General features: G+C 59.9%; 10 protein-coding genes and 1 CRISPR repeat array. Of the genes, 5 read left to right on the top strand and 5 right to left on the bottom strand.

Going from position 1 to position 11,804, the window contains the following annotated elements; all coding sequences use genetic code 11:
- The first annotated feature begins 168 nt into the window (after nucleotides 1-168).
- Nucleotides 169-978: a DNA adenine methylase gene (locus DKM43_RS02260; RefSeq protein WP_109796830.1), complete on the top strand. Its 810-nt coding sequence runs from the start codon at nucleotides 169-171 to the stop codon at nucleotides 976-978.
- A gap of 89 nt (nucleotides 979-1,067) precedes the next feature.
- Nucleotides 1,068-3,083: a CRISPR direct-repeat array (repeat unit 36 nt; unit sequence GTTGCCGCTGGACCGCGATTTCTGAACTGCTATGCT).
- A gap of 72 nt (nucleotides 3,084-3,155) precedes the next feature.
- Here the strand turns inward: DKM43_RS02260 and cas2 are convergent.
- The 5 genes from cas2 to DKM43_RS02235 all read right to left on the bottom strand — a co-directional run bounded on the left by cas2 (nucleotide 3,156) and on the right by DKM43_RS02235 (nucleotide 9,297).
- Nucleotides 3,156-3,503, bottom strand: a complete 348-nt coding sequence (gene cas2 / locus DKM43_RS02255) for a CRISPR-associated endonuclease Cas2 (protein ID WP_236632334.1) — start codon at nucleotides 3,501-3,503, stop codon at nucleotides 3,156-3,158.
- On the bottom strand, nucleotides 3,493-4,452 hold the full coding sequence (gene cas1 / locus DKM43_RS02250) for a type II CRISPR-associated endonuclease Cas1 (protein ID WP_109797056.1): 960 nt from the start codon (nucleotides 4,450-4,452) through the stop codon (nucleotides 3,493-3,495). Before cas1 ends, cas2 begins: the two co-directional genes overlap by 11 nt.
- 73 nt (nucleotides 4,453-4,525) lie before the next feature.
- Nucleotides 4,526-7,714: a type II CRISPR RNA-guided endonuclease Cas9 gene (gene cas9 / locus DKM43_RS02245; RefSeq protein ID WP_109796828.1), complete on the bottom strand. Its 3,189-nt coding sequence runs from the start codon at nucleotides 7,712-7,714 to the stop codon at nucleotides 4,526-4,528.
- Between the two features lie 164 nt (nucleotides 7,715-7,878).
- Nucleotides 7,879-8,241 carry a thermonuclease family protein gene (locus DKM43_RS02240; protein ID WP_236632333.1) on the bottom strand — a complete coding sequence of 121 codons (363 nt, stop codon included), beginning with the start codon at nucleotides 8,239-8,241 and terminating at the stop codon, nucleotides 7,879-7,881.
- Between the two features lie 882 nt (nucleotides 8,242-9,123).
- On the bottom strand, nucleotides 9,124-9,297 hold the full coding sequence (locus tag DKM43_RS02235) for a hypothetical protein (RefSeq protein WP_161554015.1): 174 nt from the start codon (nucleotides 9,295-9,297) through the stop codon (nucleotides 9,124-9,126).
- Between the two features lie 352 nt (nucleotides 9,298-9,649).
- On the opposite strand from DKM43_RS02235, the gene secE reads away from it, so the two are divergent.
- The 4 genes from secE (at nucleotide 9,650) to rplA (ending at nucleotide 11,737) form a co-directional block, all read left to right on the top strand.
- Nucleotides 9,650-9,844, top strand: a complete 195-nt coding sequence (gene secE, locus DKM43_RS02230) for a preprotein translocase subunit SecE (RefSeq protein ID WP_109796825.1) — start codon at nucleotides 9,650-9,652, stop codon at nucleotides 9,842-9,844.
- A gap of 32 nt (nucleotides 9,845-9,876) precedes the next feature.
- Nucleotides 9,877-10,413: a transcription termination/antitermination protein NusG gene (gene nusG / locus DKM43_RS02225; protein WP_109796824.1), complete on the top strand. Its 537-nt coding sequence runs from the start codon at nucleotides 9,877-9,879 to the stop codon at nucleotides 10,411-10,413.
- Nucleotides 10,414-10,599: 186 nt separating this feature from the next.
- On the top strand, nucleotides 10,600-11,031 hold the full coding sequence (rplK, locus tag DKM43_RS02220) for a 50S ribosomal protein L11 (RefSeq protein WP_109796823.1): 432 nt from the start codon (nucleotides 10,600-10,602) through the stop codon (nucleotides 11,029-11,031).
- A 4-nt stretch (nucleotides 11,032-11,035) separates the two neighbouring features.
- Entirely contained in the window at nucleotides 11,036-11,737 is a 702-nt protein-coding gene (gene rplA, locus DKM43_RS02215) for a 50S ribosomal protein L1 (protein ID WP_109796822.1), read from the top strand.
- Nucleotides 11,738-11,804 lie beyond the last annotated feature (67 nt).

The following is an 11,804-nucleotide window of genomic DNA, read 5'->3' as shown; positions in this document are numbered from 1 at the left end:
GCACCCCCGCCAAGGCGGGGGAAGGGCTGCTGGAACCAGCCCCTCCCGGCGGACTGGACTTCCGCCGCGAACCGAACGGTCCGGACGCGTCATGCGGCCGAATCGATCCGTCCCGCCTCCCGGCCGGGAGTGGAACGGATAAAGAACATTAAGACGGAGTCCAGTTCCATGTTGAAAGAGTATCCAGACCTTTTGCCAGTAGCGCCGGTCAGGCCGCTTGCGCCCTATATCGGCGGAAAGCGCAATCTGGCCCGGCGCCTGGTGCAGCGGATCAACGCCGTGCCCCACCAGACCTACGCTGAAGTCTTTGTAGGGATGGGCGGCGTTTTCCTGCGGCGCGATCGCAGGCCGAAAGGTGAGGTCATTAATGACTGGTCAGAGGACGTGGCGACATTCTTCCGGGTGGTGCAGCACCATTACGTGCCATTCCTTGATATGATGCGCTTCCAGATCACGAGCCGCGCGGGCTTTGAGAAGCTTTTGGCCATGAACCCGGCATCTCTGACCGACATGCAGCGTTCGGCGCGGTTCCTTTATCTCCAGCGGCTTGCCTTTGGCGGGAAAGTGAACGGGCGCGGCTTCGGCGTTGTGCTGGGCAGCGGCGCGCGCTTCGATGTAACCAAGATCGCGCCAATGATCGAGGCGGTCCATGAGAGGCTCGCCGGGGTCATCATCGAGCGGCTGCCATGGCGGGAGTTCATCGATCGGTATGACCGTCCGGGGACTCTGTTCTATCTAGATCCGCCCTACTACGGCTGCGAGACCGACTATGGCCGCGACATGTTCGGGCGCGATGAGTTCGAGGTGATGGCCGACAAGCTGCGAGCCATTCGCGGGCGGTTCATCCTGTCGCTCAACGATCATCCAGCAGTGCGGCGAATATTCGATGGCTTCGCGATCGAAGAGGCGAAAGTGCGTTATCAGGTGGGCGGCATGGACAATTCGAAAATAGCCGGCGAGGTGATCATCTCGAACTGACGAAAGGTCGCGGGGGGCGCCCCCCGCCATCAACCGGCCATAATCAGACGTTCGGGTCGAAGTGGACGCCACCACTTGGGAGCCGCCAGGTTGCCGCTGGACCGCGATTTCTGAACTGCTATGCTGCTGCACTGGACGCTGCATTGGCCGCTGCAGTTGCCGCTGGACCGCGATTTCTGAACTGCTATGCTCCAGTCGGTCTATCTTTCTGCCGACGAAACGTTGCCGCTGGACCGCGATTTCTGAACTGCTATGCTACGGCCGCGATGGTTTCCTCACCTCCGGCCGTTGCCGCTGGACCGCGATTTCTGAACTGCTATGCTTAGCCGGAACCGGACAGGGTGCCTGCATCAGTTGCCGCTGGACCGCGATTTCTGAACTGCTATGCTAGCCGATGCCATCCGCCGCTATCAGGTGGAGTTGCCGCTGGACCGCGATTTCTGAACTGCTATGCTGTGGGCCTCATCACCGGCAATCCCCAAGCAGTTGCCGCTGGACCGCGATTTCTGAACTGCTATGCTTATCCTCCAGCACGCTCCGGAGCTGCGCTTGTTGCCGCTGGACCGCGATTTCTGAACTGCTATGCTTCCATCGGGCATTGATATGACCCGCGACAAGTTGCCGCTGGACCGCGATTTCTGAACTGCTATGCTCGGGCGGCTTGGAGTTTCCGGCAATGCCAAGTTGCCGCTGGACCGCGATTTCTGAACTGCTATGCTTTGAATGGATTGTCATGATGCAGTTCTTTCGTTGCCGCTGGACCGCGATTTCTGAACTGCTATGCTTATAAAGTTCCGACAGTCTTGATAGACACAGTTGCCGCTGGACCGCGATTTCTGAACTGCTATGCTAGCCGGTCATGCAGCAAGGTTTCGGCGACAGTTGCCGCTGGACCGCGATTTCTGAACTGCTATGCTGTGCTGATCCTCGACAGTTTCAGCCACGCAGTTGCCGCTGGACCGCGATTTCTGAACTGCTATGCTGTCACGCCATCACTCCACATAGATCGGATCGTTGCCGCTGGACCGCGATTTCTGAACTGCTATGCTCCAAGCCGCGTAGCGTGCGGCCATTCGTGCGTTGCCGCTGGACCGCGATTTCTGAACTGCTATGCTAAGCCGGTCATGCAGCAAGGTTTCGGCGAGAGTTGCCGCTGGACCGCGATTTCTGAACTGCTATGCTGCTCCTGCTCCTTGGCCAACTTTTCCTGCCGTTGCCGCTGGACCGCGATTTCTGAACTGCTATGCTACGCGAAGCAGGCCGAAGCCGACATCGCCAGTTGCCGCTGGACCGCGATTTCTGAACTGCTATGCTTTGGTGATCTGGACAGCACGGGCGTGCTGAGTTGCCGCTGGACCGCGATTTCTGAACTGCTATGCTCCACGCCATGCAGGCCCATGGGGCACTTCAGTTGCCGCTGGACCGCGATTTCTGAACTGCTATGCTGGTGCAGCGTGTTGACGCATCTGTTCCGATGTTGCCGCTGGACCGCGATTTCTGAACTGCTATGCTTCTATGACTTGGGCAACAATGCCACCACGGTTGCCGCTGGACCGCGATTTCTGAACTGCTATGCTTGGTGGAGAGCTTTGCCGATGGCACAGGCGGTTGCCGCTGGACCGCGATTTCTGAACTGCTATGCTGATCGATGCCATTCGCATCGCGTGCGGCGCGTTGCCGCTGGACCGCGATTTCTGAACTGCTATGCTCAGATCAGGAAGGACGCCGAACAGTTCGCCGTTGCCGCTGGACCGCGATTTCTGAACTGCTATGCTTGGCGTCGATGTAGGTGCCCTCGCGCGACAGTTGCCGCTGGACCGCGATTTCTGAACTGCTATGCTACCAGCTGCAACAAGACGGGGCGGAGTTCGGTTGCCGCTGGACCGCGATTTCTGAACTGCTATGCTGCCGATCAGATCTGGGCGCTCACCTTCTGCGTTGCCGCTGGACCGCGATTTCTGAACTGCTATGCTCCGCGTCCCAAAGGCCCAGTTCGCGCAGGCGTTGCCGCTGGACCGCGATTTCTGAACTGCTATGCTATCATCTCGCACTGATGAAAGGTCAGCGCCGTTGCCGCTGGACCGCGATTTCTGAACTGCTATGCTGGATGTCGATACAACTCTTTGACGGGAAAGAGAAAAATCGGCATCCAGTAGTGCAAATCCCGCAGCGAATCGTCAGAATAGTGCAAGTTGAGCAGGATTTTGGCGTTGGCGCCGACGCCTTTGGCCATTGAAGCGGATGATGTTCTCATATTGTCGGTCGGTGAAGCTGAGAATGTGCACGTCGCCTTTTTCCGGCAGGTTTGACTCGATTCGCCGCACATGGGCTTCGAACTGTTCTTTTCCAGAGCAGAACCTTGCGTAGATAGAAAGCTGGCTCATCTCGAAGCCTTCATCAAGCAGATACTCGCGGAACTGTGTCGCCGCGCGGGCCTCTTCACGCGTTCGCACCGGAAGATCGAACATCACCAGTATCCACATCAGCCGATACCCGCTGAGTTGGGAGCCTTCCTCACGCATCATGCCTTTCCGGCATCACGTATTCCCCGACAGGATGACGGGTGGAAATCGCACGCCAACCGAGTGCCGTGGGCGGTGTGAAGAGCGCCAGGGACAGCCGACCCAGTTCGAAACTTGCCGCGAGCGATTGGGCCAGGCGCTGAATGGCGACCGAGAGGGGCGATGTCATTCCCGCAAGATCAACATCAGTTGCAAGCAGGGCAGCAAGTCGGGCCTTTGTCGCTCCATCGAGGACGTCCTGACCTTCATTCACCAGTTGATGAACCACGGCATCGACAAAGGGTCTGAAAGGTTCCATCAGGTCATCGGCAAGCGCAAAGGTATTCAGCCGGTTGGCGTGATGCACACCGATTGTGGGGTGCAACCCGGAAGCGAGGACCGCACGGGCCGTGGCCGCGCGAAGCACAGTGTAGCCATAGTTCAGGAGGGCGTTCACACCACCTGATGAGCGATCCCGCCGGAAGTCCGGCCCCATCAGGACTGGCCAGTAACGACGGGCAGCCTGAGCCTCAAGATTGTCGGGATCGCCAGAGCGCACTCGCCGCGCTAGCAGGCCAAGGGCTTCGCCTTCCTGCCGCCCGCATGCCGATAGCAGGCTGGCCTGACAAGCGATCTTGGCAACGACCAGCGCCTTCCATGCCTGTTTGCTGAGCGGCAGTGGAGCGTTCCACTGCGCCCGCATCCGAGCATTTTGGGCGTGGTGCCCTTCTACCGGCAAGATCCAAGCCACGGGGGCATGGTTGGCGGCACACAGGACCATGACCGCGCCCCGTTCGGCAAGTCTCACAGCGAGGCTGGTGGTCCATGTTACCCCGTGAGCGTGGACAATCAGGGCCGCCACATCATCCAGAGCGATCCGGCCGAGTTCCCGTTCGCCAAGCATGACGATGACGAAGCCGCGGTGCGCGCGTAGGTGCACGTTGTCGGTAGTAATGTCAACTATACGGTCCATGATCTGCTCCGCCGCATGGTTGCAGGACGCGATCATGCCGTGCCAAGGTTGGCATCCGGTTAAGCAGCCCGGTTCAGTCTTCGCGCGGCCCCGGATCGTGGACTTTTCCTAGTTCGTCGATCCGCACCTGCCGCGCGCGCATCTTCTTCAGTCCGCTCGCAACAGTGGTGACATAACGGAACGGATCGGCAGGGTCGGTATCACGCGTCTTTAGCGGCCCGGCTTCGTTATGTGGGGCGAAGGTGATCGAGCCATTGGCAGAAAACTTGACCACACGCATGATCTTGCCTGGGTCGCCATCGTGTTCAACCGCAACGAGATCATTCTGCCGCAGGCTAAGCACCTTCTTCGCGGCAGGGTGGGGGCGGTGATAGACTTGGCTCGGCTGATGTGCATCGAACAGCGATACTATGCCGGAATGTTCGATGCCGTCCCGGTCCTTCCACCGCGTGATCCATTTGCCATCAGGAAGCCGCCAGACATCGAAACGCGCATTGGCATCGCCCTTTACACCCTTATAGGCGTGTCCTGTTCGATCACGGATCGGAATCACGTTGAGCGCTTCGGTCAACCGTATGCGCCGGATGCCCTGATAAGGGCCGTCCCTTCGCGAAAAGTCGCGCAGCGCCTTTTCAAAGTCCTTGCCGGTTGCGCCCCGCGTGGCTTCAAACAACGCGCCCTGCAGTGCCGGGTCGGGTATTCTTTCCGGATCGGTCAGGTCTTCGGGCTTGAGGGCCAGCAGCGGCTTTCGCGTGACCACGATCGGCATGCCCTTGGCATTGCGCCTTCCGGTGAAGCCATAGGCCGTATCGTTGTGCAGGCGGCCTGAGGTGCTGTCTCGCCCTGGAAGGGGACGCCCCTTGCGCCCATGATCCGGCTTGTGACTGACAACAGCGGCCATGATGCGGCCCTGCAGTTCCTCGCGGAAGCCTGGCCATGGCGGTGGCAGATCGGCAAAGAGCCGGTCAAGATCCTGCTCTTCCGCGCGTGCTGCCGCTCTAGCAACCTGCTGGATCATTGCCGGAGTTGTGGCACCAACCACCGCAGCATCAATGGCATGGTGGCGGTGATCAAGCCGGTTCTTGGGTGCGTTGCTGTGCGGGTTCAGAACCCAGTTGTGATCGGGCAGGATGTCATTCAGTCCCCACAGTCGGCGGAGCATCGCCGTCAACCGGCCAGTCACGGCATAGACCCGCCGTCCCTCATCGGGTGTATAGAGAGCGGAAAGATACTGCGCCGCAATGCGCGAAAGATACTGGGTGTCGGTAAGCTGGCGAGCGATGAAGCCACCATCCCGGTCCACCCGTTCCATCGCATCGGGGCCAAAGCGCCATTGCTTGGACCGATGCATGCGAGCGACCTGCTCCTGGATCAAGGGCCAGCGCGTCGTTTGCCCCCATTGTTCCCATGGGGTGCGGTTTCCTTTCTGCCGATTGCAGTGGTTATGCGCGACAACCTTGTTCGCGGCGCTGTCATCAAGGCAACGCGAATAGGGAACAATGTGATCGATATCGGCTGATCCGCTCATCAGCATCTCGATCGAAATGGGTTCGGCGCAATAGGGGCACCGCCGGTCAAGTGGATTGGAGGGATTCAGTTCTTCCCATATGCGCAGGAGCATCCGGTTGCTGCCACTGTCGCGCTGGCCGATCTCGCGCAGCTTTTCTGCCCTGGCGCGGGCGGCATCGGTTGTCTGCTTGATCCGGCGCTTGTGGTCGGCCTTCTGCTTTTCGTTCAGCTTCAGCTCACGCGCCAGTTCGACGAAAATGAAATCGGGACGACCGTGCCGTCTGACAAGCGCGTTGATCAGCCGTCGCAACTGGTTCAGTCCGATGTGAACGGTGGGATTGGTAATCTTGCCCCATTGCCGTTCCAGCGGATCGCCGTATTCGTCCTTGCCTGGCGCGATCTCGCGGGAAAGTATCTCCCCGTAGTAGGGAAGCTCATCGTAGCACGCGCCATCGCGAAAGTCGCTGTGGTGGAAGCCTGCACGTCTTGCTGCTTCGGCATAAGTCACCACGTCAGCCTTGAGGTGTTCCAACAGGCGAACGGTGGCAGTAAGGCCAAACCTGCCATGGCCGTCTGGCAGATGCGCATTGGCTACTGCCTCGGCGACATCGCTGGGCAGCGACCATTCCTTTTCGAGCCAGGCCAGCAGGTCTTCGGTGCTTTCCTCGTTCAGCAAGCGGTCGATAACAGACCACTGCTCATCAAGGGAAAGGTGAAACCATCGCCTGCCAAAGCGCGTCTTGTCACTCATCTCGGCACGCACTTCGTCGCCTGCCAGATCCTTCCGGTTCTCGCTTTCCTTGTTGAAGCGTTCACCCTCCTTCAATCTTATGGTGCGCGCGAGGGTGGAGAAAGTGACCTTCTTTTTGTCCTGCAGCTTGAGGATGAGGGCATCGCGTTCGTCGCGCGTCAGCTTGCGGGCAGGGGCGCTTGCACAAACGATCTCAAGCTGGTTGACTTCCTCGTAAAGCCTGCGCTGCTGGAACAGGGGATGGGCTTTGGGCAAGCGCGTTTCATCGCCAGGGATGCCGTGTAACCCGGCGAAAGTGCATGTGCCGACAGCCTGCGGCTTAAGCGGGCGCTGGTGAAAGATGATTCGGTGGATGGCGGATTTCGCCTGTTGGCTCAGCAGATCGGGGTGGTATTGCGATTGCGCGTCCCAGATCTTCTCGAACTCTTCGAGATAGTGTTGCCGATTAGGATAGAAATCATAGCCCTTGACGTCAGGCCGCATGCGCACTCTGCGGGTGTCGCGTGAAGCGAGAAACTCGCCGAGGGTGCGCGCGCCGCTTTTGGCCATCGCCTCATCCAGAACACGAGTGGCGGTGGAAATCAGTCCGCTTTCCTGATCGCCCAATACCCTGTCGGCCTTGCGGTTAGAGCGGAAACCACGACGCTGGTTCAGGTGAAAGATCGCCCTGCCGATCTGATGCGGATCCAGCCGATGATCGAGCGCACGAACCCTCAAGCTGTATGGATCCTCGCGTTCGAGCGCCTTTGCCGCATCCTGTTCTGCGGGGAAAAGGCCATGGGCTTTGAGCGCCTTGATGAGAGCGGATCGACGACCAAGATAACGATCGCGGCGCCGACGCATGGCACGCGCATTCCGGCGATCAACGGCAAGACTTGCCCCGGATTTCGGGTCTCGTCCGTCCGAGAAGATTCTCACGCCGATATCGAGAATGCTGTCGCCTTCATACAGGCACCAACCGATCGAGTTTGTCCCGATATCCAGTCCCAGGCGCTTCTCCATAGGAACTCCTTTCGCCGTATAAATTACGCAGCGACGTGCGCGAATCAATTGTATCTTGAGAAACTTCGTGTATATTGAACTCTTCAGAAATCGCAGGTCCAGTTGTTAACAAGCAGCTTGACTGCACCAAATAAGGCGGGGGCTGCGGCCCTCGCTTTTTTGTTTCAGCGCCACTCGCGTGCCAGTCCTTGATCCATCATCCAGCGGCCAGCGTCGATGCCGTTGACTTTGACGCGCGCCAGCGTGCGTCCGTAAGCATCAATGCCGCGCCGCTCGATCTGGACCGGCCCACCTGCAATGAAACGCGCCAGCGCGGCGCGGGCCTGCTCGCCTCTGGCATGATCGCACCAGGGCGGGTTCCGGCTGTTCCGCAGCCGCGCCAGCGCCGCAGGGGAGCAGCGCGATGATCCCCTCAACTCAGGTGCGTCTATGCCAAGCAGACGCACCCGCTCGCCATCGCAAAGCCGCAGGCTGTCACCATCAGAAACCCGCGCCACACAGACGCTGGCGGCCGCCGCAAGGGTCATGAACGCGCTCATCCTGCCACCCTAACACCCCATTGGCGAAGGTGCCACGCCTCGACCCCACGCGCTGCGCTTGCCCCCACGCCCCGCCTCCTCGCTTCAAGCACTGGAATTGCGCAGATTGACACACTCCAGCTCATCGCCCTCGACTTGATGCCGTCGGCATCTTCCTGCGCGCTTTCGAGAAGTGCGTTCAATTGCAGACCTACGAACGAAAACGAGGAGGCGGGATGCAGCCGATCAAGCGCGGCTTTCCGCCTTGGAAATGGTCATATCGGGAAGCGCATTACATTCATCACATCCTAGCTTCCAGAACTATAAATCACTGTTTTTACGGCATTAAAATGTGATGCTCACAACATCACCTATTCTTACATGTGACCTTACCTTTTCTGAAACCCGCAGAAATCCGCCATTTCTTCGTTCTAAGATGTAATGTCGCGTTTTCATTACCATGTGATGTTGAGGTAATGCCGTTTGTGATGCCTCAAACCCGCAGAAATCCGCCAATGTGATGAATGTAATGCGCTTCCCGACAGGCCCCTGCACTTTTTAAGCCTGCCGCGCGCAGGCGTAGGAGACCGCACAGTCTCTTTAGTTGCGACAGGTGGCTGAAAAGGTTAGCCCATGACTGCTGAACGCCGCAGATTTGCTCGGGCATATTCTACATGGTTAGCCAACATATGGCGCTGAAAAATAGAGATTTTTGCAGTCCCTCCACTCCTGCCACCTTCCCCCATTCGCTGAGAGTTTTCCGGGTATTGCAGGTGATGCAAGGGCCATCGGGCGCTGCACGGGGCATTCATCCTGCCATGCCGGGGCAAAACTGAAGGGGGCGATCCTTGCGGACCGCCCCCTCTTGTTTCGGAACTGTCGGCGCGGGAATTACTGCGCGTCGGTCGTGCCTGCGTCCGTGGGGGCAGGCTGGTCGGTGGGAGTGCCGCCGTCGCTGGGCGCTTCGGTTTCGACCGGGGGCTGCCCGTCGGCCGGGACCGTCTGTGCATGGACGGCGCCGGCTGCGGCAACGGCGAGCAGCGGAGCGAGCGGGAGGAGCAGCATCTTCTTCATGGTTTCAGACCCTTTGTTGCGTGAGCGGAAAGTCAGCGACTTTGCATGAGGACAAGTCCTGAAGGTCCGGACGGGTTCCGTTCTGATACTCACCCTATCGAAAGTTAGGCTCGCTTCATCGCTTGCCCTTGGCGCCCATGCCGATGCGGTGATCCCGATCAGGTGATCGGGCCGATTGCCGCAACCCTTGCCAAGGGGCGGCTTGGCGACTAGATATGGGCGACTTTCCGACATCGGAGTTATCGCTTGCCCCTCCCGGACCTGTCCGGGGCGGCGCTGGCCCCTAGGCGGAAGAGACGAGTTTCAACGCGGCACGCGCCGCAGCAAGCAAGGCACGAGAGCAATGGCGAAGCCCAGCCCCGGCGAGTTCTTCAATCAGGTGAAGGCCGAAGCGCGCAAGGTCGTCTGGCCGACCCGTCAGGAAACCACCACCACGGCGATCTTCGTCGGCATCATGATGCTGCTGCTCGCGGTGTTCTTCCTTGGCATCGATTCGCTGTTCGGCATGATCGTCAAGTTCCTGCTCTCGCTCGCCTGATCGCAAACCCACAGGATCCGAAAGAATACGTCATGGCCCGCTGGTATATCATCCACGCCTATTCCGGTTTCGAGAACAAGGTCCGCGATGCGATCATCGCCGAGGCCGAACGCATCGGCCTTTCGCAGCTTGTCGAGGCGGTGGAAGTGCCCACCGAAACCGTCACCGAAGTGAAGCGCGGCAAGAAGGTGCAGGTCGAGCGCAAGTTCATGCCCGGCTATGTTCTCGCCAAGCTGACGATGAATGACGACATCTACCACCTCGTCAAGAATACCCCGAAGGTGACGGGCTTCCTTGGCACCAACAACAAGCCCCAGCCGATTTCCGACAAGGAAGCCGCGCGCTATTTCGGAACGGTCGAACAGGCCGCTGCGGCACCGCGCAAGGACGTGGCGGTCGATTACGAGATCGGCGATTCGGTCAAGGTCAATGCAGGCCCGTTTGCCTCGTTCAACGGGGTGGTCGAGGAACTGGACTTCGACAAGAGCCGCGTGAAGGTTTCGGTTTCCATCTTCGGCCGCGCAACGCCGGTGGAACTGGGCTTCGAGGAGGTTGAACTGGTCCGCTGAGGCGGCCTTATCCTCGGCCAAATCCATTGCTTTCGCGTGCGGATGGCATTATCCGCGCGCTTCCCTTCGGGCGATTCGCCGGAAGGTTCCGTGCGGGAGTTCCGGTCATCCGGCCGGGGCGATTGACCGCTCACTCTGAGGTTCGGCCCCGTAAGGGGCCTGCCGACAGGAAGAAAGGAGGCCATCGTGGCCAAGAAGATTGAAGGCTATATCAAGCTGCAGGTTGCAGCCGGTGAAGCAAAGCCCGCTCCGCCGATCGGTCCTGCGCTGGGTCAGCGCGGCGTCAACATCATGGAGTTCTGCAAGCAGTTCAACGCTGCCACGCAGGAAATCGAGAAGGGCACGCCGCTGCCCACCGTGATCACGGTCTATGCCGACCGTTCGTTCACCTTCGTCACCAAGACTCCGCCCGCCACGTTCTTCATCAAGAAGGCCGCCGGCATCAAGTCGGGTTCGAAGACCCCCGGCAAGGCTTCGGCCGGCACGATCAAGCGTTCGCAGCTGGCGGAAATCGCCCAGGCCAAGATGAAGGATCTGAACGCGAACGACATCGACGCCGCAACGAAGATCATCGAAGGCTCCGCACGCGCGATGGGCCTCACCGTGGTGGAGGGCTGAGATCATGGCCAAGCAGACCAAGAAGCAGAAGGCCCTCGCCGCCAAGCTGGGTGACAATCAGAAGCTCTATGGCGTCGATGAAGCCATCGCGCTTCTCAAGGACCTGAAGTCCGCCAAGTTCGACGAAACGCTCGAAGTTTCGCTCAACCTCGGCGTCGATCCGCGCCACGCCGACCAGATGGTGCGCGGCATGGTCACGCTGCCTTCGGGCACGGGCAAGGACGTGAAGGTGGCCGTGTTCGCCCGCGGCGACAAGGCTGAAGCCGCGCTTGCCGCCGGTGCCGACAAGGTGGGCGCCGAAGACCTGCTCGAAGACATGCAGGCCGGCAACCTCGATTACGGCCGCGTCATTGCGACGCCCGACATGATGGGCATCGTCGGCCGTCTGGGCAAGGTGCTTGGCCCCAAGGGCCTGATGCCGAACCCCAAGCTGGGCACTGTCACGCCGAACGTGGCCGAAGCGGTCAAGGCGGCCAAGGGCGGCCAGATCGAGTTCCGCGTCGAAAAGGCCGGGATCATCCACGGCGGCATCGGCAAGCTCTCGTTCTCGGATGAGGCGCTGCGCGCCAACTTCGACGCATTCGTCGATGCCATCGTCAAGGCCAAGCCTGCGGGCGCCAAGGGCAAGTATCTGCGCAAGGTGGGTCTGTCCTCGTCGATGGGGCCGGGCCTCAAGATCGACGTGGCGCAGGTGCACGGCGGCTGACGCCAGCCACGCCGTTAACAGGGAAACAGGGCCGGGGAGGGAAACCTCTCTGGCCCTTTTTCTGTGC

Origin of the sequence: Novosphingobium meiothermophilum, assembly GCF_003171715.1 — a bacterium.
Classification (GTDB): Bacteria; Pseudomonadota; Alphaproteobacteria; order Sphingomonadales; family Sphingomonadaceae; genus Novosphingobium; species Novosphingobium meiothermophilum.
The sequence above is the reverse complement of the archived record's forward strand: the minus strand, read 5'-3'. Positions and strand labels throughout refer to the sequence as shown.

Bases quoted from the DNA above. Each gene is read 5' to 3' on its own strand.
- DKM43_RS02260 (WP_109796830.1), top strand. From the start codon at position 169: ATGTTGAAAGAGTATCCAGACCTTTTGCCAGTAGCGCCGGTCAGGCCG.
- cas2 (WP_236632334.1), bottom strand. From the start codon at position 3,503: ATGATGCGTGAGGAAGGCTCCCAACTCAGCGGGTATCGGCTGATGTGG.
- cas1 (WP_109797056.1), bottom strand. From the start codon at position 4,452: ATGGACCGTATAGTTGACATTACTACCGACAACGTGCACCTACGCGCG.
- cas9 (WP_109796828.1), bottom strand. From the start codon at position 7,714: ATGGAGAAGCGCCTGGGACTGGATATCGGGACAAACTCGATCGGTTGG.
- DKM43_RS02240 (WP_236632333.1), bottom strand. From the start codon at position 8,241: ATGACCCTTGCGGCGGCCGCCAGCGTCTGTGTGGCGCGGGTTTCTGAT.
- DKM43_RS02235 (WP_161554015.1), bottom strand. From the start codon at position 9,297: ATGCTGCTCCTCCCGCTCGCTCCGCTGCTCGCCGTTGCCGCAGCCGGC.
- secE (WP_109796825.1), top strand. From the start codon at position 9,650: ATGGCGAAGCCCAGCCCCGGCGAGTTCTTCAATCAGGTGAAGGCCGAA.
- nusG (WP_109796824.1), top strand. From the start codon at position 9,877: ATGGCCCGCTGGTATATCATCCACGCCTATTCCGGTTTCGAGAACAAG.
- rplA (WP_109796822.1), top strand. From the start codon at position 11,036: ATGGCCAAGCAGACCAAGAAGCAGAAGGCCCTCGCCGCCAAGCTGGGT.